Origin of the sequence: Citreimonas salinaria, from assembly GCF_900107235.1 — a bacterium.
Lineage (GTDB): Bacteria > Pseudomonadota > Alphaproteobacteria > Rhodobacterales > Rhodobacteraceae > Citreimonas > Citreimonas salinaria.
Map to the genome: position 1 here is coordinate 107,571 of NZ_FNPF01000008.1, position 21,853 is coordinate 129,423.

At 67.5% G+C, this 21,853-nt stretch carries 20 protein-coding genes and 1 tRNA gene; 11 read left to right on the top strand and 10 right to left on the bottom strand.

Annotated elements, in window-relative coordinates; all coding sequences use genetic code 11:
* Window positions 1-57: 57 nt before the first annotated feature.
* Window positions 58-1,023 carry a DMT family transporter gene (locus BLW27_RS11655; protein ID WP_089883468.1) on the bottom strand — a complete coding sequence of 322 codons (966 nt, stop codon included), beginning with the start codon at window positions 1,021-1,023 and terminating at the stop codon, window positions 58-60.
* 156 nt (window positions 1,024-1,179) lie between these two features.
* Entirely contained in the window at window positions 1,180-2,202 is a 1,023-nt protein-coding gene (gene ilvC, locus BLW27_RS11660; RefSeq protein WP_089883470.1) for a ketol-acid reductoisomerase, read from the bottom strand.
* Window positions 2,203-2,332: 130 nt separating this feature from the next.
* On the opposite strand from ilvC, the gene BLW27_RS11665 reads away from it, so the two are divergent.
* The 3 genes from BLW27_RS11665 to BLW27_RS11675 are packed head-to-tail and all read left to right on the top strand — an operon-like array spanning window position 2,333 to window position 4,174.
* Window positions 2,333-2,788, top strand: coding sequence for an Lrp/AsnC family transcriptional regulator (locus tag BLW27_RS11665; RefSeq protein ID WP_089883472.1), 456 nt, complete (start codon window positions 2,333-2,335; stop codon window positions 2,786-2,788).
* A complete protein-coding gene (locus BLW27_RS11670; RefSeq protein WP_089883474.1) occupies window positions 2,785-3,240 on the top strand; it encodes an Lrp/AsnC family transcriptional regulator in 456 nt (151 codons plus the stop codon). Before BLW27_RS11665 ends, BLW27_RS11670 begins: the two co-directional genes overlap by 4 nt.
* 37 nt (window positions 3,241-3,277) lie before the next feature.
* The gene (locus BLW27_RS11675; protein WP_089883477.1) at window positions 3,278-4,174 is read left to right on the top strand and encodes a CHAD domain-containing protein; all 897 of its coding nucleotides are present in this window, start codon (window positions 3,278-3,280) and stop codon (window positions 4,172-4,174) included.
* On the opposite strand, the gene BLW27_RS11680 is transcribed toward BLW27_RS11675, so the two are convergent.
* Window positions 4,171-5,373, bottom strand: coding sequence for a UbiH/UbiF family hydroxylase (locus BLW27_RS11680; RefSeq protein WP_245710851.1), 1,203 nt, complete (start codon window positions 5,371-5,373; stop codon window positions 4,171-4,173). The two genes, BLW27_RS11675 and BLW27_RS11680, sit on opposite strands and share 4 nt — an antisense overlap.
* A gap of 140 nt (window positions 5,374-5,513) precedes the next feature.
* On the opposite strand from BLW27_RS11680, the gene BLW27_RS11685 reads away from it, so the two are divergent.
* On the top strand, window positions 5,514-6,152 hold the full coding sequence (locus BLW27_RS11685; RefSeq protein ID WP_089883592.1) for a GntR family transcriptional regulator: 639 nt from the start codon (window positions 5,514-5,516) through the stop codon (window positions 6,150-6,152).
* Between the two features lie 8 nt (window positions 6,153-6,160).
* Here the strand turns inward: BLW27_RS11685 and BLW27_RS11690 are convergent, their stop codons facing one another.
* Window positions 6,161-8,056 carry a glycosyltransferase family 2 protein gene (locus BLW27_RS11690; protein ID WP_089883481.1) on the bottom strand — a complete coding sequence of 632 codons (1,896 nt, stop codon included), beginning with the start codon at window positions 8,054-8,056 and terminating at the stop codon, window positions 6,161-6,163.
* 81 nt (window positions 8,057-8,137) lie between these two features.
* Window positions 8,138-9,295: a glutamine-hydrolyzing carbamoyl-phosphate synthase small subunit gene (gene carA, locus BLW27_RS11695; RefSeq protein ID WP_089883483.1), complete on the bottom strand. Its 1,158-nt coding sequence runs from the start codon at window positions 9,293-9,295 to the stop codon at window positions 8,138-8,140.
* Window positions 9,296-9,474: 179 nt separating this feature from the next.
* Between carA and BLW27_RS11700 the strand changes: the two genes are divergently transcribed.
* Window positions 9,475-9,936 carry a GatB/YqeY domain-containing protein gene (locus BLW27_RS11700; protein ID WP_089883485.1) on the top strand — a complete coding sequence of 154 codons (462 nt, stop codon included), beginning with the start codon at window positions 9,475-9,477 and terminating at the stop codon, window positions 9,934-9,936.
* A gap of 100 nt (window positions 9,937-10,036) precedes the next feature.
* On the opposite strand, the gene BLW27_RS11705 is transcribed toward BLW27_RS11700, so the two are convergent.
* From BLW27_RS11705 to lipB, 4 genes are all read right to left on the bottom strand, one after another.
* Window positions 10,037-10,945: a hypothetical protein gene (locus tag BLW27_RS11705; RefSeq protein ID WP_089883487.1), complete on the bottom strand. Its 909-nt coding sequence runs from the start codon at window positions 10,943-10,945 to the stop codon at window positions 10,037-10,039.
* Window position 10,946: 1 nt separating this feature from the next.
* Window positions 10,947-11,438, bottom strand: a complete 492-nt coding sequence (locus tag BLW27_RS11710; RefSeq protein WP_089883489.1) for a DUF2244 domain-containing protein — start codon at window positions 11,436-11,438, stop codon at window positions 10,947-10,949.
* A gap of 90 nt (window positions 11,439-11,528) precedes the next feature.
* A complete protein-coding gene (ctaD, locus tag BLW27_RS11715; RefSeq protein WP_089883492.1) occupies window positions 11,529-13,202 on the bottom strand; it encodes a cytochrome c oxidase subunit I in 1,674 nt (557 codons plus the stop codon).
* A gap of 186 nt (window positions 13,203-13,388) precedes the next feature.
* Window positions 13,389-14,072, bottom strand: coding sequence for a lipoyl(octanoyl) transferase LipB (lipB, locus tag BLW27_RS11720; protein WP_089883495.1), 684 nt, complete (start codon window positions 14,070-14,072; stop codon window positions 13,389-13,391).
* A 207-nt stretch (window positions 14,073-14,279) separates the two neighbouring features.
* Here lipB and BLW27_RS11725 point away from each other — a divergent pair.
* Window positions 14,280-14,366 (top strand) — tRNA-Leu (locus tag BLW27_RS11725).
* Between the two features lie 70 nt (window positions 14,367-14,436).
* On the opposite strand, the gene BLW27_RS11730 is transcribed toward BLW27_RS11725, so the two are convergent.
* A complete protein-coding gene (locus tag BLW27_RS11730; RefSeq protein ID WP_089883498.1) occupies window positions 14,437-16,683 on the bottom strand; it encodes a PAS domain-containing protein in 2,247 nt (748 codons plus the stop codon).
* Between the two features lie 9 nt (window positions 16,684-16,692).
* Between BLW27_RS11730 and BLW27_RS11735 the strand changes: the two genes are divergently transcribed.
* The 5 genes from BLW27_RS11735 (at window position 16,693) to BLW27_RS11755 (ending at window position 21,830) form a co-directional block, all read left to right on the top strand.
* Entirely contained in the window at window positions 16,693-17,850 is a 1,158-nt protein-coding gene (locus BLW27_RS11735) for a hypothetical protein (RefSeq protein WP_143042249.1), read from the top strand.
* 192 nt (window positions 17,851-18,042) lie between these two features.
* On the top strand, window positions 18,043-19,095 hold the full coding sequence (locus BLW27_RS11740; RefSeq protein ID WP_089883501.1) for a C4-dicarboxylate TRAP transporter substrate-binding protein: 1,053 nt from the start codon (window positions 18,043-18,045) through the stop codon (window positions 19,093-19,095).
* Window positions 19,096-19,170: 75 nt separating this feature from the next.
* Complete coding sequence (locus tag BLW27_RS11745; protein WP_089883503.1) at window positions 19,171-19,674, top strand: TRAP transporter small permease; 504 nt, start codon at window positions 19,171-19,173, stop codon at window positions 19,672-19,674.
* A 1-nt stretch (window position 19,675) separates the two neighbouring features.
* Window positions 19,676-21,013, top strand: coding sequence for a TRAP transporter large permease (locus BLW27_RS11750; RefSeq protein WP_089883505.1), 1,338 nt, complete (start codon window positions 19,676-19,678; stop codon window positions 21,011-21,013).
* 7 nt (window positions 21,014-21,020) lie between these two features.
* Window positions 21,021-21,830, top strand: coding sequence for an IclR family transcriptional regulator (locus BLW27_RS11755; protein WP_089883506.1), 810 nt, complete (start codon window positions 21,021-21,023; stop codon window positions 21,828-21,830).
* Window positions 21,831-21,853 lie beyond the last annotated feature (23 nt).

Sequence of the window (21,853 nt, forward strand, 5' to 3'; positions counted from 1 at the left end):
GGCACTTTTCGGCGCGCCCCGCTGGCCCCGCCCGCGGGGCCTCGGCGCGGGACATTCCTAACGCTTGGTGAATCCGTCTCTGTAAGTCATTGATTCTTCGTGCGCGGAAACCTGTCCCACCGTGGGACACTCCGCCGGACGCGTCTCGGCCCGTCGCCCGAACAGCCGCTTCAGCGCCCCCCACTGGCTGACCAGAAGCCCCGCCAGGATCAGCCCCATCGCCGCCAGAAGCGAGACCTCGAACGGCTCGCCCAGCAGCACGACCCCCAGCACGACCGACCAGACCGGCACCTGGTAGTTCACCAGGGACATGAAGACCGGCCCCGCGCTGCGGATCACCAGCACCCGCAGCAGGTTCGCCCCCGCCGTGGGCACCAGGCCCAGCAGCGCCACCACGGCCAGGATCTCGGCCGAGGGCAGGGGCGGCACCCCCTCGACGACCAGCGCCGCCGGGATCACCACGACCGAGCCCACCATCAGCGGCACCGCCGCCAGCCCGATTGGGTCCACCGGCGGCAGGCGCCGCATCGTGACCATGCTGACCGCGTAGCAGCCCGCCGCCGCCACGCAGGCCGCGCGCCCCAAGGGCTCGAGCGCGGCACCCGAGGACGCGAAGGCCTGCCCCCCGATCAGCAGCACCACACCGAGAAAGCCGATCAGGAACCCCGCCGCCCGCCGCAGGTGCATCCTCTCGCCCGGAACCAGGAAATGCGCCAGCGGCAGCACCATCAGCGCCACGCCCGCCATCGACACGCCGGCAAAGCCCGCGGTCACGTATTGCTGCCCCCAGGCCAGCAGCGTGAACGGCACCGCCGACGCCAGCGCGCCCACCAGCACCAGCGACGGCCAGGCCGTCCGCTCGCTCAGGAACAGCGCCCCGCCGCGCAGGCGCCAGACCGCCACCGTCAGCACCATCGCGAACCCGATCCGCCCCGCCGCGATCCACAGCGGCGGCAGCCCGGTCAGCGCGATCTCGGTCAGCAGGAAGGTCGCGCCCCAGATCACCCCTAGGATCGCGACCATGGCCCAGTCACGGCCGGTGATGGTTGGCGGTGTCTGCACGATATCTGCCCGTTCCGTGACGAACAGGCCCGCGTCCCGTCATGCCGGGCGCGGGCCTGCGAAGATCATCCGGCCCGAAGACCGGTTCGGCGGCGGGACCGGTCCGCCGCCCGCGCCTCAGTTGCGCGCCTTGTCGACCATCTTGCCGGCCGAGATCCAGGGCATCATCTCGCGCAGCTTCTCGCCCACCGCCTCGATCTGGTGCGCGTCGTTGTTGCGGCGCGTGCCCTTGAAGAACGGCTGGCCGACGGCGTTCTCGGTCATGAAGTCGCGCACGAAGGCGCCCGACTGGATGTCCGCCAGGACTGCCTTCATCCGCGCCTTGGTCTCGTCATAGGGCAGGATGCGCGGGCCCGACACGTATTCGCCGTACTCGGCCGTGTTCGAGATCGAGTAGTTCATGTTCGCGATGCCGCCCTCGTAGATCAGGTCCACGATCAGCTTCACCTCGTGCAGGCACTCGAAATACGCCATCTCGGGGGCGTAACCCGCCTCGACCAGCGTCTCGAAGCCCATGCGGATCAGTTCGACCAGGCCGCCGCACAGCACCGCCTGCTCGCCGAAGAGGTCGGTCTCGCACTCTTCCTTGAAGTCGGTCTCGATGATGCCCGAGCGCCCGCCGCCGATGGCTGCGCAGTAGCTGAGGCCGATCTCGAGCGCGCGGCCCGAGGCGTCGTTGTCGACCGCCACGAGGCAGGGCACGCCGCCGCCCTTGACGTATTCGCCGCGCACCGTGTGGCCGGGGCCCTTGGGTGCCATCATGATGACGTCGACGCCGGCCTTGGGCTCGATCAGGCCGAAATGCACGTTGAGGCCGTGGGCGAAGGCGATCGCTGCGCCCTCGCGCAGGTTGTCGTGCACGTGCTCCCTGTAGGTCTTGGCCTGAAGTTCGTCGGGCATGGTGAACATGATCAGGTCGCACCACGCCGCGGCTTCGGCGATACCCATGACCTGCAGGCCTTCGCCCTCGGCCTTGGCGCGGCTGGGCGAGCCTTCGCGCAGGGCGACGACGACGTTCTTGGCGCCGCTGTCGCGCAGGTTCAGCGCGTGGGCGTGGCCCTGGCTGCCGTAGCCCAGGATGGCCACCCTCATGTCCTTGATCAGGTTGATGTCGCAATCGCGATCGTAATAGACGCGCATGTCTCTTCCCCTCTGGTTTTCGTTGTGGGCGCAGACTAGCCGCACAGGGGCGAGAGTGTTTGCGTTCTTCGCGCTTTTGCCCGAATGTGCGGCGGCTTCATTCGCTACTTTCACGGCCTGCGGGATTTCCATGCTCGACGACACGGACCGGCGCATACTTCGCCAGCTTCAGTCCACGCCCGAGGCCCGCGCCGCCGAGATCGCCGAGCGCGCCGGGGTGACGCCCGCCACCTACGGAAGGCGGATCGAGCGGCTGCGCGTGGCGGGCATCCTGCGCGGCGTCCGCGGGGTCATCGACTGGCAGGCGCTGGGCTACGCGGTCGAGGTTTCGCTGCGCGTGACGCTGGACAAGACCCAGCCGCGCGCCTTCGACGCGTTCATCGAGGCCGCCCGTGCCGTGCCCGAGGTGCTTGAGATCCAGACCTTCCTAGGTCAGGTCGACGCGCGCCTGTCGGTGATCGCGCGCGACATGGCGCATTACCAGCAGCTCTACCGCGACCGCCTGCTGACCCTGCCGCATATCGCCGACATCGAGGCGCTGATGCACGTGGCCCGTGTCAAGGGCCGCGAGACGCTGCCGCTGTGATCGCGCTGGACGACATCGACCGCGCGCTGGTTCGGGCGCTGGCGCAGGATGCAACCGCCAGTGCGGGCGCGCTCGGCCGAACGCTGGGCCTGTCGCAGCCCGCCTGCTGGCGGCGCATCCGCCGCCTGCGCGATGCGGGCGTGTTCCGTGGCGCGCGGCTGGACGTGGACGAACAGGCGCTCGGCTTCGGCGTCACGGTGTTCCTGGGCGTGAAGCTGGCCGCGAAGGGGCGCGTCAGCCTCGAGGATTTCGAGCGCGCGGTGACCGCCATCCCCGAGGTGCAGACCGTCGAGCACGTGCTGGGCGGCTATGATTATCGGCTGCGGGTGGTAGCGCGCGATATTTCCGATTTCGAGCGGGTGCTGCGGCGCCGGATCATGGCGCTGCCGGGGGCGGGGGCGATCGACGCCAACGTGCTGCTGTCCGAGGAGCGACGCCCCGGCCCGCTGTGACGTGAAACCGACCAAGCCTCGCGCGGGTTGTCCCGCCATGAGCTACAGCTTCAAACCCTCCGACCCGTCCGTCACGCATGGTTTCCGCCGCATTGCGCTGGACCAGATCGACAGCGCGCTGGCCTCGGCCCGCGACGAAGAGGGCGACCTGCACGCGCGCATCCACGACATCCGCAAGCGCTGCAAGAAGCTGCGCGGGCTGCTGCGGTTGGTCCGGCCCGCCTTCGCCGACTACAAGGCCGAGAATCGCGCCGTCCGCGACGCCGCCCGCCACCTGTCGCGGTTCCGCGACCGGACCTCGATGCTGGAAACGCTGGACAAGCTGGCCGAACGCGAGGGAACAGCGCCCGACGACGCCACGGTGAAGGAGTTGCGCAGCCGCCTGCGCGCGCGCCGGACGCGTGCGTCGAAGGGCCCTGAACTGGACGAGGCGATGCAGGCGACCATCTCGGACCTGTCCGCCTGCCGCGAGCGGGCGGCGGAATGGACGCTGACCGAGCAAGGTTTCGACGCGCTCGAAGGCGGGCTGAAAAAGACCCACGACCGCGCCCGAAAGGCGATGAAGGCGGCGCGCAAGGCCCGCACGCCGAAGGCGATGCACGAATGGCGCAAGCGGGTAAAGTACCACGGCTACCACGTCCGGCTGCTGAAGAAATCCTTCCCCGAGCTGACCGAACCCAACGCGCAGGCCGTGTCCGACCTCGGCGACCTTCTGGGCGATTACCACGACCTAGCCGAATTCCATCGCGTGCTGGGGGACGAGACGTTGCCGTCGGACCCGCGCGAGACGCTGAGTGGCCCGGCCGAGCAGGTGATGCGCCAGAACGAGGACGCGGCCTTTGCGCTGGGTCGCCTGCTGCTTGCCGAGAAGCCCGCGCCCTTCGTCCATCGCTGGGGGCTGTGGTGGCGTCGCCGCGGCGTGGCCGGCGGCTAGCCGCGCGCGCCCAGGCCCAGCTGCATGAGCGTGCGCCGCAGGGGCGCCACCGCGTAGAGCGCGTCCAGCCCCTGCGCGCGCAGGTCCCGCAACGGCTGCGGCGACAGCATCGAGATCCGGTTGAGCGCGGTGATCCCCGCGACCCTTGCGCGAATGTCGGCGATGCGCGAGTTATGGTAGGCGTCCAGCATCGCGCGGTCGCCCAGCGTGTCCGGCGAAGCGACGGCCAGGTCGCGCAGCGCGGCGATGTCCTTCAGGCTCATGTTCAGGCCCTGCGCGCCGATCGGCGGCACCACGTGCGCCGCCTCGGCCACAAGCGCCATGCGCTGGGCCGACAGCCGCGTGGCCTCTTGCGCGATGATCGGCCAGAGGGCACGGCGAGTGACAAGTCTCAGCGGGCCGAACAGGCCGGCGCTGCGCTCGGTCATGGCGGCCTCGAACTCGACCACGTCCATCGCGGCCAGCGCCTCCGCGCGGGGCCCGGCCTCCATCCACACAACCGCCGAGGAATGCCACCCGTCATGGTCCGGCAGCGGGACCAGCGTGAACGGTCCGCCGGTGCGGTGGATCTCGGTCGATACGTTGTCGTGCGGCGCGTCATGCGTGACGGCAAAGGCCAGCGCCTTCTGCCCGAAGCGGGTGGTACGCACGTCGATCCCCGCCGTCTGCCGCATTGCCGAGTTGCGCCCGTCGGCAGCGACTACCAGCCGCGCCCGCACACGGCTGCCGTCGCTCATGCCGATGCGGGCCTCGGTCTCGCGGGTGAACAGGCGCATAGCGGCGGTGCCGGTGCGGAACTCGACGCCGTCCAGCGCGTCGAGATGTGCCGCGAATTCACGCCGCAGCAGCCAGTTGGGCAGGTTCCAGCCGAAGGGCCTGTCCGAGATGTCGGCGGCGTCGAAGTCGCGCGTCACGCGCGGAGCGGGTTGATCGCCGCCGGCATCGACGATGCGCATGGTCTGCAGCGGCGTGGCGTGCTCTGCTAGGCGGTCCCACAGTCCGATTTCCTCCAGCAGCCCCTGGCTTGGCTGCAGAAAGGCGGTGGAGCGCATGTCGGCGCCCTCGGCCGCGCGATCGGTGACCGGCGGAGCGGGATCGACGCAGAGCACCGAGAGCCCGGCGTTGCCGAATGCGGCCGCCGCCGCCAGTCCGGCGATCCCGCCCCCCGCGACGACGATGTCGTGATCGAATTTCAGCAACGTCGGGTCCCCTGCACTCTGGACGGATCGCGGCCCTGCCAGGACATAGGGCGTCGACGCGCGATCGTCCATCGCGCATGCGCTTGCTTGTGCGCCGCGCGCGCGGCTATCGTGTCGCCACGCCGCAGGAGACCCGCCGCATGACGGAACTGAGACCACCTCAGAAGGATGCCTATTCCCTGATCCTCGAGGCGATCGATTCAGGGCTCTACCGTCCGGGTGACAGGCTGGTTGAAAGCGAGCTGGCCGACCGCTTCGGCGTGTCGCGCACGCCGATCCGCGAGGCGCTGCAGCGGCTCGAGACGCAGTCGCTGCTGGCGCGCGACGGCCGGTCGCTGATCGTGGCGTCGCTGGACCACAACCAGATGTCCGAGCTTTACGCCGTGCGCACGGAACTCGAGGGGCTGGCGGCCCGCCTCGCCGCGCGCCACGCCACCGAGGAAGAAATCCAGGTGCTGCAGGACATGGTCGAGGAGGATCGCGCGCTGGTCAACGATCCCGGCGCGCTGGCGCGTGCGAACCGGCGGTTCCACAAGATGATCCACCTGGCGTCGCACAACCGGTTCCTGGTGCAACAACTCGACCTGGTGCACCGCTCGATGGCGCTGATGGCGACCACCTCACTGGCGGCGCAAGGGCGGGGCGAGATCGCGATGGCCGAGCATTCCGCCATCGTCGACGCGATCGGACGCCGCGACGAGGATGCCGCCTACCGCGCGCTGCGCGATCATATCTCCGTCGCTTTCGTCACGCGGCTCAAGCTGGATTCGAAGGCCTAGCCGGCTCTTCACACGGCTTCGTCGGGCGGCGTGTCCGCGTCGGGCGTGTCGGGCCCCGAGCGGCCATGCTGGGTCTTGTCCCAGTAGAAGGGGCGGGTCAGCATCTCCCACAAGCCGCGATAGATGGCGAGCGTGCCGAGAGGATGATAAGCGAACAGCGTCGGCACCCACGGGATCAGCCCGCGATGCGGGCTGCGCAGGAGCGCGGCCGCCCCGATCAGGATCGTGACCGCCTCGGCCGCGAGGAACGTTGCGACCAGCGTGCTGCGGACCTCGGGCTCGAGCATCGCATCCAGCGGATGGGGCAGCCCGAACACGATCAGCCAGAAGGACCACAGCACCGGCGCCAGGACGAATTGCAGCACGGTGGTCAGGAATACCGCCTGCACACCCCAGAAGCGCCAGAAGCCGACGTCGCGCATCAGCGCGGCGGGGCGGCGGTTGTGTACCCACCAGGTGATCGCGTAGCCCTTGAGCCAGCGCGAGCGTTGCCTGATCCAGGGCCAGAAGCGGTTGTTGGCTTCTTCCCGGGTGACGGTCGGGATCAGCTCGGTCACGTAGCCCCGGCGCGCCAGCAGGATGCCGAGGTCGGCATCCTCGGTCACGTTGTGGGCATCCCAGCCGCCGGTGGCGGCTAGCGCCTCGCGCCGGATATAGACGGTGGTGCCGCCCAGCGGCACGACGAAGCCGAGCTTGGCGAGACCCGGCAGCAGCACGCGGAACCACGCCGCGTATTCCACGGCAAAACATCGCGACAGCCAGTTGGCGCGCGGATTGTAGAAGTCGAGGATGCCCTGCAGGCATGCCACGTCGTGCGGCGCGCGGGCAAAGCGCGCAACCACGTGATCGATCTGATCGGGAGCGGGTGAATCCTCGGCATCGAGGATGCCGATGATCGTGCCGCAGGCGTAGTTCAGCGCGTAGTTCAGGGCGCGCGGCTTGGTCGTGATCCGGCCGGGCGGCACGCAGATGCTGCGCACCCAGGGCGGCAGCGTGATGCGGGCCAGCGCGGCCTTGGTGCGCTCGTCGCCGGCTTCGAGCACCAGCAGGATCTCGAGCGCGGATTTCGGGTAGCGCAACCGCGACAGGCGGTGCAGCAAGGCGTCGGCGATCGCCTCTTCCTGGAAAAGCGGGACCATCAGCGTCACCGTCGGCGGCGCATCCGGCAACGCCTCGACCGGGCGGGGACGGGGGCGCCGGGGCAGCGCGGCCAGCGCGGCCAGCTTAATCCCCTGCGAGACCACCAGCGAAATCAGGGCCAGCGTCAGGGCGGCGGCAAAGAACCAGTGCGGCGCAACCCACAGCGCCACAGCGCACCCGACGGCGAACAGCAAGCCGGCGGCGATCGCGCCGGGTGTCGCGCTGTCCATGTCGCGGCAACTGACCTCGGCGGAGCGGGCGGTTTCGGCGGCGCGGGCCAGAGCTGCGCCGTGATGCTCGGCGATGGTGTCGTGGATGTCCTGTTCCATGGTCAGCGCCATGACCAACTTTTCGGGAAGATCCGGCATGGCGGCACGCGCGGCGTCGAAGCTTTCGGGGCGCGCGGTGGCGACGACAAGCGTGTCGCCCAGCTTGATCCAGGGCAGGATGCCATGCGCCAGGCAGATATCGGCGGGCACCAGGGCCAGAGCGTCGGGATTGGGCGTCATCGCCGCGCGGCGCAGCACCATCGCGCCGTAATGCTCGGCCTGCGCGCGCAGAAGTGCCTCGGGCGGCACTAGCGCGTCGGCCGCGATGACCTGCGCAAGAGGACGGGACAGGCGGCCGGCCTCGGCCATGGCGCCGAGCAGCGCCTTTGGCGACAGCACGCCGTCCTCGATAAGGATCCGGCCCAGCGGAACGCCTAGACGATCCGTCGACTCCCGGAACTGCAGATAGTTTTCGATGGCGTCTTGCTGGCTCATGCCCCGTACCGGTCAACCGCACCGGCGAAGTCTGCGCCGCAGAGGGTTAACGCGTGGTTAACCCTGATGGAGCAGGGGCGGTCAGGCGGCGCGGTCGCGCATTGATTGTGCGAATCGCTCGAACAGATGGAAGCTGTCTTGCGGGCCGGGACTGGCCTCGGGGTGGTGCTGGACCGAGAAGACGGGACGGTCGTTGACGCGGATGCCGCAGTTCGAGCCGTCGAACAGCGATACATGCGTCTCGCGAACGTGGCCGGGCAGGGTCTGGCTGTCGACCGCGAAGCCGTGGTTCATCGAGGTGATCTGGACCTTGCCGGTCTCGACGTCCTTGACCGGGTGGTTCGCGCCGTGGTGGCCGTGGTTCATCTTGATCGTCCGCGCCCCCAGCGCCAGCGCCAGGATCTGGTGGCCGAGGCAGATGCCGAACAGCGGGATCTCGGTCTTGTCGAGCAGGCCCTGGATCATCGGCACGGCATATTCGCCGGTCGCCGCCGGATCGCCGGGGCCGTTGGACAGGAAGACGCCGTCGGGCCGGTGCGCCATCACCTCGTCATAGCTGGCGGTGGCGGGCAGGACGGTGACGTCGCATCCGGCGCTGGCCAGGCAGCGCAGGATGTTGCGCTTGGCGCCGTAGTCGATCGCGACGACCTTGTGGCGCGCGTCGGTCTGGCGGGCGTAGCCGCCGGGCCAGGCCCAGCGCATCTCGTCCCAACGGTAGGACTGCGCGCAGGTCACGCCCTTGGCGAGGTCGCGGCCCTCGAGGCCGGCGAAGCCGCGCGCGGCCTCGACCAGGGCGGCGATGTCGAACTTGCCGTCCGGCGAATGCGCCAGCGCCACGTGCGGCGCGCCCTGCTGCCGGATCGCGCGGGTCAGGCGGCGGGTGTCGATGCCGCCGATCGCGATCCGCCCGCGCGAGGCGAGCCAGTCGGACAGTTCCTGCGCGGCGCGCCAGTTCGACGCCTGCGTCGGCATCCACTTGACCACCATGCCCTCGGCCACAGGCTCGGCGGTCTCGTCATCCTCGGGGGTGACGCCGGTATTACCGATATGCGGGAAGGTGAAGGTCACGATCTGGCCGGCATATGACGGGTCGGTCATGATCTCCTGGTAGCCGGACATGGACGTGTTGAAGCACAGTTCGGCGGTGGTCTGCCCCGTCGCGCCGAAACCGTGGCCGTGGAAGACCGTGCCGTCGGCCAAAGCAAGGCAGGCCGTCGGGTGAGTGGGGGCGGCTGGCATTGGACGACTCCGGGTTCGGGGGAAACGTCGTTTACCTAATGGGTGGCGCGGCGCGGGTCAAGGTTGCCCGGTTAGGGTCAAGTCATTGAAAAGGCGTGTTCGGCAAGGTGCGGGGGTCGCATTGCGCCGGTGCGTGGCTTTGGATAATCTGTCGCGCGGAAGCCAGACGGGGATTGGCTATGGAATTGCGTGCGCGCATCAATACGGCGGTGAAGCAGGCCATGCGGGACAAGGCGTCGGAGCGCCTGTCGACGCTGCGCCTGATCAGCGCCGCCTTCAAGGACCGCGACATCGCGGCCCGCGGAGAGGGGCGCGAGGACGGCGTCGACGAGACCGAACTGCTGGGAATCCTCGGCAAGATGGTGAAGCAGCGGCGCGAAAGCGCGGCCAGCTACGAGGAAGCCGGGCGGCTCGACCTTGCGCAACAGGAGCGCGACGAAATCGAGGTGATCGAGGAGTTCCTGCCGCGCCCGCTGGATGACGACGAGGTCGAGGCGGCAATCGCCGCCGCGATGGACGAGATCGGCGCCACGTCGATCCGGGACATGGGCCGGGTGATGGGGCTGCTGAAGCAGCGCTACACGGGACGGATGGATTTCGCCGCCGCCGGGCCGCGCGTCAAGACGCGGCTCTCCGGCTGAGAATGTCGGGCTGATACCGGGAGCGTGCGGCCCGGCATCCGGCGCTCGCGGCTGCGCCGCATCGCCCCGCCCGCCGTCCCGCCATGCACCCGGTAGGCGGTCAACCGAGTGGGAAATCGCGTGACAGGTGTGGCAGGTCCGCGCGATGCCCGATCGAGAACCGACGGACGAAGCGCGTCTTGTAGCCAACGCGGCCACGGCGGGCGCCGAAATTCTCGCCGTGGTTCAGGACATAGAGGACTACGGGATCGGCCAACTTGCGCAGGCGCAGGCCGGCCAGACGCGCGAGATACGGGAACATCCGGTGTTCGTGCATCATCATCGCACGCAGAAATGCCCCGCTTTGCGGTAGGGCCGGATCGTGATGCAGCGCCGCGCAGGAGCCGCACAGCTTCCAGAACGGCTTTCGCAGGGGCGCGCGCAGATCCGGCGCGGCGGCCAGCGCCACCTCGCCGGTGGCGTCGTCCATCACGTAACCGCGTTCCACGAGGTAGCCGCCGGGGGCGGCCTGGGACAGCATGCCGCCGACAAGGTCGTGGTGGGGCAGATCGTCGGCATCGAAGCTCATGACGTAGGAAGGTGGGCCGTCGCGTTGGACCAGTTCGTCGCACAGGGCGGCGAGTTTGCGCCACTTGTCGTTTCCGGGCTCCGGATCATTGAAAGGCAGATGTGAAATCCGCGCATCGTCGGGCAGGGGCGGGCGCTGCTGACAGCAGATCACGGCTTCCCATCGCGGGTCGGCCTGAGCGATCAGTCCGCGCAGCGTGGCGTGAAGCCGGTCGGTGACCGCGTCCCAGTCCCCCACCTGTGCGGGGCCGACCAGCGGAATCAGGAAGACCACCTTGGCGGCTTCTGGCGCCGGGCGACCCGCCCGGGCGCGTCGCAGATCGAGCGCGGCGGTTTCCGAGGGCTGCGGTTCAAGGACCTCGACCAGCGAATGGCCTCCAAGCGCCTGTGCGGCGCGAATGCCCAAACGGCGCATCTTGGGAGTGGCAGGTGCCTGAGCCATTTCAGGCGCCCGCACAGGACCGAAGGCGGTCCTGCAACTCGGAGTACAGCGCCTTGCGCTCGTCCTCGGACAGGAAGGCGCCGATCTCGACCTCACGGCCGTGGCCTTTCAGGGTGACGTAGTACGGCACCGGACCCCCGGCCTCGTGGCAGGCGACTTGCACCCAATAGGTGTTGCTTTCCCAGTCCTGCGACGCGCCGCGCGGGTTGTGCCGGGTCAGGCGTACCCGGTCGGGCGACAGCGTCAGGATCTCGATGATGCGGCGGTCGCGGAAGTTTCGCTGCAATCCCCAGTAGAGCGCCGCAACCGCGGCCATGACGAAAGGCAGCAGGCCCCACAGCACCACCGTGCCGATCAGCCAGTAAAGCGGGATCGTCGCCATCAGGAAAAAGCCCAGGACGATCCCTGCGAAGCCGGCAGGCGGCAGCGAGTTGTGCGGCCAGAGCTGCAGTTCTGACGAATCGGGCGAGGGTGCGGACCAGGCATAGGGCATTAGGCGTGCTTTCCGGTGCCGGAAGACCGGCCTGAAAGGAAGAAGGCCCCGCCGTGGACGGGGCCTTCTATCGGTGTCGTCGGCCCCGCCTCAGTGCGCGGGGGACTTGTCCCAGTCCTCGCGCTTGGGAAGCTGCTCAAACGTGTGTTCGGGCGGGGGCGAGGGCAGGGTCCATTCCAGCGTGTCCGCGTATTCGTTCCACGGGTTGTTCTGGGTCACCTTTTTACCGCGCAGCAGCGTGTAGGCCATGACGCCGAAGAAGAACAGGAACGACGCGAAGGACAGGAAGGCGCCCCAGCTCGACCAGGCGTTCCACATGGCGAACGCGTCGGGGTAGTCGATGTAGCGGCGCGGCATGCCTTGGCGGCCCAGGAAGTGCTGCGGGAAGAACGTCAGGTTGGCGCCGATGAAGAAGGCCCAGAAGTGGAGCTTGCCGGCCCATTCGGGGTACATCCGTCCGCTCATCTTCGGCAGGTAGAAGTAGATGCCGGCGAAGATGGCGAAGACGGCGCCCAGGCTCATGACGTAGTGGAAGTGCGCGACCACGTAGTAGGTGTCGTGGTAGTAGCGGTCGACGCCTGCCTGGCTGAGCACGATTCCGGTGACGCCGCCGACCGTGAACAGGAACAGGAAGCCGAAGGCCCAGAGCATCGGCGTCTTGAACTCGAGCGAGCCGCGCCACATCGTCGCGATCCAGCTGAAGATCTTCACGCCCGTCGGCACCGCGATGACCATCGTGGCCAGCATGAAGTAGCTCTGCTGCGTCAGCGACATGCCCACGGTGTACATGTGGTGCGCCCAAACGACGAAGCCCAGGGCGCCGATCGCGATCAGCGCCCAGACCATCGGCAGGTAGCCGAAGATCGGTTTGCGCGAGAAGGTGGCGATCACGTGGCTGATGATACCGAAGCCCGGCAGGATCACGATGTAGACCTCGGGGTGGCCGAAGAACCACAGGATGTGCTGGTATAGCACCGGGTCGCCGCCGCCGGCCGGATCGAAGAACGTCGTGCCGAAGTTGCGGTCGGTCAGCAGCATGGTGATCGCGCCGGCCAGCACGGGCAGGGCCAGAAGGATCAGCCAAGCGGTGACGAAGATCGACCACGCGAACAGCGGCACCTTGAACAGCGTCATGCCGGGGGCGCGCATGTTGAGGAAGGTGGTGATCACGTTGATCGCGCCCAGGATCGACGATGCGCCCGAGACGTGAACCGCGAAGATCGCGAGATCGGTCGAGAAGCCCGCTTCGTTCGTGGACAGCGGCGGATAGAGCACCCAGCCGATCCCAGAGCCGAGCTGACCGTTGCCGCCCGGCGAGAAGACCGAGCAGATCGCCAGCAGGGTGCCTGCGACGAACATCCAGTAGCTGAGGTTGTTCAGGCGCGGAAACGCCATGTCCGGCGCGCCGATCTGCAACGGCATGAAGTAGTTGCCGAAGCCGCCGAACAGGGCGGGAATCACCACGAAGAACATCATCAGGATGCCGTGCGCGGTGACCATCACGTTCCAGATGTGCCCGTTGGGCGTGCATTCCGACACCGCCGCCGGCAGCAGGCGCATGCCTTCCATGCACATGAACTGAACGCCGGGCTCCATGAGCTCCAGGCGCATGTAGACCGTGAAGGCCACCGAGATGAACCCGGCGATTGCCGCCGTGATCAGGTAGAGGATCCCGATGTCCTTGTGGTTCGTGGACATGAACCAGCGCGTGAAGAACCCGCGGTTGTCCTCGTGCTCGTGGCCATGAATGGCGGCGTCAGCCATTGTCTGCCTCCTGCTGAAAAGCCTTTAAGGCGCCGGACAGCATCCGGGCCTTCGTTCGAAGGACGTTCTAGGCCGTGTCCGGCCCGGCGGCAATGCACGGATTTGACGCAGCCTCAGCCTTTTTGTCGCATCTTTGCCGTATTGTCGGGGAAGTCGTTCACGGTTTGCGCGGCGACCCGCGGAGCATTACTCCGGCGACGCGGCGTCCTTCGGGGCGTGTCCGGACTGCATGACCGCGTCAAAGCTGCGGCGCAGCGCCACGTCGACGTCGGCCATCGTGACCGGCAGGCCGAGATCGACGAGGCTGGTCACGCCGTAATCGCTTATCCCGCAGGGCACGATGCCGTCGAAATGCGACAGGTCTGGCTCGACATTGATCGAGATGCCGTGAAAGCTGACCCAGCGCCGCAGCCGAATGCCGATGGCGGCGATCTTGTCCTCGGCCATGCGCCCGTCGGGCAATGGCGGGCGGTCGGGCCGCTCGATCCAGACGCCGACGCGGCCGGGGCGGATGTGCCCGGTCAGGCCGAACTCGGCCAGCGCGGCGATCACCCATGATTCGAGATCATGGACGAACCGGCGCACGTCGCGGCCACGGCGGCTGACGTCGAGCATCACGTAGGCCACGCGCTGGCCGGGGCCGTGATAGGTATATTGACCACCGCGCTTCGTCTCGTGGACCGGAAAGCGATCCGGGTCGCGCAGGTCGGCCGGCTTCGCGCTGGTCCCGGCCGTATAGAGCGGCGGATGTTCCAGCAGCCAGACGCATTCGTCGGCGCTGCCGTCGGCAATTGCGTTGGCGCGTGCCTCCATCTCGGCGACGGCGGTCTCGTAGTCGACCAGCCCGTCCGAAAGAAGCCATTCCACCATCGATCGCTCTCCGCCCGCCTTGCCTGCCAAGCCGCAGAACCGCTACCCGCGGCCTCGGTTCATGGCGGTCTAGCGCGTTACGGCAATGCGATCCAGCGCAGGCAGCCCATCGGCGGCACGCTTGTTCCTGGCGAAAAAATCGCGGCGGAATTTTCGCTTGTCGAGACAAAGGTGCTGCGCTAGAGAACGGCCACCAAGCCTGACTGTGCGGTCGTGGCGGAATTGGTAGACGCGCAGCGTTGAGGTCGCTGTGGGGTAACTCCCGTGGAAGTTCGAGTCTTCTCGACCGCACCATTCAGCTACTGCGCCTCCGGGCGCCTTTCCCCATCTTGATCGCCGGGACGCTTCTGTGCCCCGGCCGCTCCTATCCGAGAGAGCGCAGCGCGTCCGCCAAGCGGTCGCGCGTCACGGGCTTGTCCAGAAAGACCGTCCGATCGTCCAGCATGGACGCGAATTCCGCCTTCTGCGGATATCCGGACATCAGGATAACTCCCAGGCCAGGCGCTCGCTTGCGCAGACGGGCGGCTAGGGCATTGCCGGCCTCGCCCGGCATCACGATGTCGGTCAGAAGGTATTCGAACGGGCCTTCGCGCTCGAAGATGGCCGCGGCTTGGTCGCCATCGTGCGCGACGCGGACCTCGTAGCCCAACGATTCCAGGATCCGAGACGAGACCCGGGCCACCGCCTTGGTATCGTCGACCAGAAGGACGCGGCCGCGCGGTTGCGAGGGCAGTGGCGCGGAAGCGGGGCGGTCGCTTTGCTGCACGCGATCGTCGACAGTGGCGATGGGGAAGAACAACGATATGGTGGTGCCCCGCCCCGGCGCGCTGTCCAGCGTGACGAATCCGCCGGTCTGCTCGACATAGCCGCGCACGCGGCTGAGCCCCAGACCGGAGCCCTCGCCGACGCCGCGCGTGGTGAAGAACGGGTCGAAGACCACCTCGTGCAGGTCCGCCGGAATGCCCTTGCCGTTGTCGCGGACCACGAGCGTCGTCCACCGCTGCAACATTCCGGCGGATTCGTGCCGTGCAGTGCGCTCCTCGACGGTGATGTCGATGCGGCCGCCTTCGGGCAGGGCCTCGCGCGCATTGATCACCAGGTTGAGCACGCAGCTCTCGGCCATCGCCTGGTCCAGCACCACCGGCGGAAGGCCGGGACGGCAATCGATGACCAGCTCGATGTTCGAGGGCAGCGTGCGCCGCAAAAGCGGCTGCAGCGCGCGCAGGAAATCCCCCAGATCCTCGGTCCGCGGTTCGATCGTGGCGCGCCCCGCGAAGGCGAGAAGGCTTTCGTTCAGTGTCTTTCCGCGCAGCACGGCCTGAACCGCCTCGTTCCGCAACTCGTCGGCCTCGGCTGGGTCCTCCGTCAGCCCCATGAGTTCGATATTGCCCATGATGACGGCCAGCAGGTTATTGAAATCGTGGCTGACGCCACCGGCAAGCTGCCCCAGTAGTGCCAGGCGCTCGGTGCGGCGCGCCTCGGCCTCGGCGCGGCGGCGCTCGGTCACGTCGTCCATGATGACGACCGCATGGGTCACCGCGCCGTTGGCCCCGATTATCGGAGCCCCCGTGGCATCGTAGATCTGGCTCTTGCCGGCGGGCGTGCGTGCCTGGAAGGTTTCGCGCGCGGGTTGGCCGCGTTCGATCGCATCCGCGAACCGCTCGAGCGATGCCGTATCGGCCGTATCGCCCAGAAACGAGCGCAGGCTCAGGGCACTCAGCTGTCTGCGGGTGCGGCGCGACGACTGGGTCATCGCTTCGTTCGCGTAGCCGATCCCCTGGTCCAGCAGCGGCTTCGTAGCGTTCAGCGCGACGATCATGACCCCGACGGGTTGATGCTCTACGGCTGTCAGGAAAAGATGCAGTTGCTCGCGCTCGGCAACGCGATCGGTGATGTCACGGAAATGGACCGCTACGCCGGTCTGGGCGGGGTGGGCGTTGACTTCGAACCAGGCTTGCAGCGGTTCGAAGAATTCCACGAACATGACGCTGCGCCCGGTTTCCCGCACTGCGCGGTAATTGCGCTCGAAGCTCGATCCGACGGCTTCGGGAAAGGCTTCCCACATGCATCGGCCGATCAGGTCCGCGGGCTTGCGCTGCAGCATCCGTTCGGATGCGGCGTTGACGAAGCTGAAGCACCAGTCCTTGTCGAGCAGGAAGAACCCGTCTGACATCGTGCGCATCACGAATTCCAGCTCGGCCTCTGCGGCTTCGCGTCGTTGCTCGGCCCGAACCAGGACGGTGATGTCCTGGAACGACCCGGCCAGGCCGATGATCCGACCTTGGGCGTCGCGCTGCACCCGCCCGACGGACCGGGCCACGAAGACTCCGCGCTCGGGCGTTTCGACCTCGAGCTTCAGGTCGAAGGGCGTGCCCTTTTGGATGCATCGCTCGACTGCCTCGGTCAGCCGCTTTCGGCTTTCCGGCCGATAGAACCCCAGCGCCGTGTCCAGGTCGATCTCGGCGTCGTCGGGCTGCTCGAACAACTGCCGGGTCACGCGGCTCCAGGTCACGCGGTCGGTGGCGATATCGTAATACCACGCACCGGTCTGACTTACTTCGCTGGCAAGCTCGAGAAGGTGTAGGTCGGGTCGCTGATCTGAGATGGGCACCGCGTTTCCTTGGTTCGTCCGACGAGGCCGAAGCGTTTCACGACATCAAAGCATCTGCCACCATCGCGCAAGGCATTCCGTAAAGTTGCGCAGTATTCGGCTAGGCTGACGCGGGCCGCCGCACACGTCTCACAACGCACGAACACGATAGGAGTTTCCGTACGGCCCCACGGCGGGATCGCGCGCTTGCCCCGATGGCGCCTTCATGCGATCTTTTCGCCAGTAAAGCGTTTCGAGTGCACAGGTTTTTTCATGACTCCATGTTTCGGCCCCGCCGGGCTTTCCGCCCGGGGCACAGGCGCTGGCACCGCTTCCGAATTTGATGTCGCGCAACACAATCTCGATCATGTCTCGGCCGCCGTTCTGGCCGGCGATTTCGACGCGTTCCTGAATCACGTCCGGCTGCCGCTGGTGACGGCAACGGCGCGGGGCTTGCAGCGCTTCGAGACGCGTGCGTCTCTGCAAGCCGCCTTTCGCCGCATGGCCGAAGCTGCGAGGACGCTGAAGGTGACCCGCGTGGACAGCACGGTCGAGGCGGTGGTCGAGGATGGGCGCGGGCGGCTGCTGCGGGCCCATGTGACCCGGCTCTGGAGCGGCGATACGCTGGCGCGCGCGCCGCATTCCGGATTGTCCGTCATCGAACAGGACGACGGGCACTGGCGGCTGTCGCGGGCGCAGTTCGCGCTGGCCGACGATGCGACGGCGGGGATGGGTTTCGAAATGGCGCCGGGTGCGGACGAAGATCATGCCGAGGTCGCCGCGATCTTTTCGCACGCGCTCGACCGGATGACGCAGGCGTTTCTCGAAGGCGACTTCGACCTGCTGTGCGACACGACCCGTCATCCGCTATTCCTGCAGAACACGGAAGGCACGCACATCGTCCGCACGAGGGATACCCTGCGGGCCCAGTTCGATCGTGTGCTTGCGGATTTCCGCATGAACGAGATCACCGACATGGTGCGCCTGGTCAAGCGCGCGCGCCGGCTGGGCGATCGGCGGGTCCAGGGTCTTTACCGAACCCATGTGCTGAGCGGGCAGATGCTTGCGCTGCCCTCGTTCATAAGCGTGATGACGATAGAGCAGGGCGACGACCGCGTGTGGCGCACGGTGGAAATCATGCATCCGCTTGGCCCCATGACTCTGGCGCGCAAGCTGGCCGCGATGTGACCTGCCGATCGCCGCGCGCCGCGCCGCAGGTCGATCTCCCACATCTCTTCTGCTCCCTCGGTCGGCAGCGCACTTCGGCGTTCTTTGCCCTCGGGGCCTTTCGCGGTCCTGCACGGGGTTGACGAGGCGCGCCTTCCCGTGTTCCATAAAGTGGAATTAAATTCTGCATAGTGAAACTGGGAGGAGGAACCCATGACCAATGTTGTGAAGGCGGCCCTGACTGGCGCGCTGATCTTCGGCGCAGCCGGCGCTGGCGCGCAGGAATTCTTCGTCGGCGAGGCCGGGCCGAACCGAGGCGCGCGGGGCGAATCGCTCAACTACTTCGCCGAGCAGGTCGAGGAGAAGTCTGGCGGCGAGATGGCGCTGAACATCCAGTGGGGCGGCGCGCTCTTCAAGGCTGGCGCGGCGCTGTCGGGCATCGCCGACGGCGTGGCCGACATGGGCACGATCATCGCGGTCTACTTTCCGCAGGAAATGGCGCCCTACCGGATCGCCGACATGCCGCTGGAAAGCTCGGATGCGTGGGTCGGCATGAAGGCCACCGACGAGATCATGCGCAACAACGAGCAGATTGCCGAACATCTGGCGGCGCAGAACCTTGTCTACCTCGGCACCTTCACCACTTCGGCGGTGCATATCGGCTGCAAGGACACGGCGATCCGCACCGTCGATGACATCGCGGGCCTGAAGATCCGCGGCGTCGGCGCCTACGGCGACACCTTCGCTGATTTCGGCGCCAACCTCGTGCCGATGTCGATCTACGACGCGTACCAGGGCCTCGACACCGGCCTGCTGGACTGCTCGCAGACCTACAGTTACGCCACCGCGGCGCTGAAGCAGCAGGAAGTGATCGACAGCTACACGCTGCTCGATTGGGGCCAGACCGGCGCGTTGGGCGTGTTCATGAACAAGGAAGCCTTCGACCGTCTGAGCGAAGAAAAGCAGCAGATCCTGCTGGAAGCCGGCGCGTCGATGTCGGACGAGCTGGGCCGCCTGATCACCGCCGACAACGAGGCGGCGATCGAGACCATGCGCGAAGCCGGCGTCGAGATCATCGAACTGCCCGACGAAGAGCGCGCCAAGCTGGTCCAGGCCGGCCAGAAGTACATCGACGAGTGGGTCGAGCAGGTCTCGGGCATGGGGCTCGACGGTGCGGCGATCCTCGACGAGTACAAGGCCCTGCTGGCCAAGTACGCCGAAGAACGCGACACGCAGGGCTACCCCTGGGAGCGCGAGCAGGGCTAGGCTCGCTCGCCTTTCGCGGCCGCGCCTTCACGGGGCGCGGCCGGATCCACCACTTTCCGACAATCGAGGTAAGCCATGCTGCGCCGTATCGAGCGCCTGCTGGTCGATCTGTCCATCATTTCGGTGCTGGGCCTCGGCTTTCTGATCACCGCCACGGTCGTCCTGCGCGCGGTGTTCAACTCGGGCGTGCCCGACGCGATCGTCATGGTCAGCGAGTTGATGGTCGCGGCCGTGATCCTGCCGCTGGCCGCCACCACGGCTTCGCGGTCGCACATCGTGGTCGAGTTCGTGTCGAACCGGATGCCCCCGCGCATCCGCGACGGGCTGGTGATCTTCGGCTCGGTCTTCGGCCTGCTGGCGCTGGCGCCACTGATCTGGGCCGGGTGGCGCGAGGTCACGCACACCATCGCGTCGGGGGGCTATTTCTTCGGCGATCTGAACCTGCCGAAATGGCCGGGGCGAGTGATCTTCCTCATCGGCGTAAGTTTCTGCTGGCTGCGGCTGGCGATCATGGTCTGGCAGGACGTCGGCGCAATGCGCCGGGGCGAGCCGCTGGCCGAGACCGGGCACGGGGCCTGACATGGACGGAACGCTGATCGGCTTGATCGCCTTTGCCGCGGTCATCGTGCTGCTGGGCCTGCGGGTCCCCATCGCCTTCGCGCTGGCGGGCGTGGCCACGCTGGGCACCTTCGCGATCTTCGCGCTGCGCACCGGCACCTTCATGCCCGAGCGCGCGCTGACGCCGACGGCCAGCCTCGTCTTCTCGAACTCGTTCGATTTGATCCATTCCTACGACCTTTCGATGATCCCGCTTTTCGTCGCCCTTGGTCACATCGCCTACCGCGCCGACATCACGACCAAGATCTACCATGCCGCGCGCGTCTGGCTGACTTCGGTGCCTGGCGGTGTCGCCATGGCGTCGGTGCTGGGCTGCGGCGGGTTTTCCGCCATCACCGGGTCGTCCATCGCCTGCGCGTCGACGATGGGCCGGATCTGTTCGCCCGAGATGCTGCGCATGGGATACGACAAGCGGCTGGCGACCGCATCGGTCGCCGCGGGCGGCACGCTGGGCAGCCTCATCCCGCCCTCGGTTCTGTTCATCATCTACGGCATCTTCACCGAGACATCGATCTCGGCGCTGTTCCTGGCGGGCATCATCCCCGGCATCCTGTCGTTGCTGGGCTTCCTGCTGGTCATCTACATCTGGGTCTGGCGCGAGCCCGAGGCCGCGCCGGCCTTCACCGGCACGGTCAGCACCCGCGAACGCCTGACCGCCGCGATCGAGGCCTGGCCCGCCGTGGCGTTGTTCGTCATCATCGTGGGTGGCATCTACGGTGGCATCTTCACCGCGACCGAGGCGGCGGCCGTCTGCGTTTCGGCCGCGATCCTGATCGGCTTCGCGCAGCGCAAGCTGACCTTCGACGCCTTGTGGGAAAGCCTGCGCGAAACGGTGATCCAGACCACGTCGATCTTCATCATTGCCGCCGGCGCCAAGATCTTCGTCGCCTTCATCGCGCTGACCGGCGTGGCCTCGGACATCGTCGGCTTCGTCAGCGACGCCAACCTGTCCGTGGTGGTCCTGCTGCTGGCGATCGCCGCAATCTACCTGGTGCTGGGGATGTTCCTCGACCCGATCGGCATCATGGTGCTGACCCTGCCGTTGATGGTTCCGCTGGTGGAAAGCTACGGCTGGGACCTGATCTGGTTCGGGGTCGTCGTCATCAAGCTGTTGGAAATCGGGTTGATCACGCCGCCGGTGGGGCTGAACGTCTTCGTCATCGCGGGCGTCGTCGGCAAGGAGGTGCCGATCGACCGCATCTTCTCGGGCATCCTGCGGTTCCTGAGCGTCGACGTGATCGTCCTGGGCCTCATCATGGCCTTCCCGATCCTGTCGCTGCTGATACCCTCGTCGATGTGAGGCCGCGATGAACGAACACGTGTCCCACACCGCGCCCGAGGCCGATCGCCGCTTTGCCACGACGCTGGCGCGCGGGCTGGCTGTGCTGCGCGCCTTCCGCGCCAGCGACGACGGCCTGGGCAACGGCGAGATCGCCGAGCGCACGGGCCTGCCCAAATCCACCGTGTCGCGGCTCAGCTGGACGTTGCACCAGCTGGGATATCTCACCCATTCGGGCCGCGCCGACCGCTACCGTCCCGGCCCCGCGCTGCTGGCGCTGGGCAGCGTCGCGTCGGCGTCCATCAGCTTCGTCGACCTGGCCGGGCCGATCATGCAGCGTACGGCGGACGAGACTGGGACGCTGTCGCTGCTGCTGGTGCGCGACCAGGCCAAGCTGCTGATCGTCAAGACGTGGCGGCCGCGTGGTGTGTCCTCGCTCTGGCTCGAGGCGGGGCACCGGGTGCCGGTGATGGGGTCAAGCTCGGGGCGCGCGCTATTGGCGGCGCAATCCGAAGAAGCGTATCACCGCACCGTGTTGCTGACCGGTGCCGATCCGGCCGCGGCCGCCGAGACGCGCCGCGAGGCCTGGAGCCAGTTGATGGGCCGCGGCTTCGTAATCCACGACCCGGCCGCCTATTTCGCGCCGTCGATCCACGCGGTGGCGCGTCCGTTCCAGTCGCGCGACCTGTCCGAGCCTGTGATCTTCACCTGCGGCGCCATGCCCGAGGACCTGAGTCTCGAGCGCATGCGCGACGAGGTCGGCCCGAAGCTGAACGCCGCGGTGCAGGAACTGGAACGCATCATGGGGCAGGGCGGCGGGACCATCTTCCGCGACTGACCCCGGCGCGGGCGTCGCCCGCA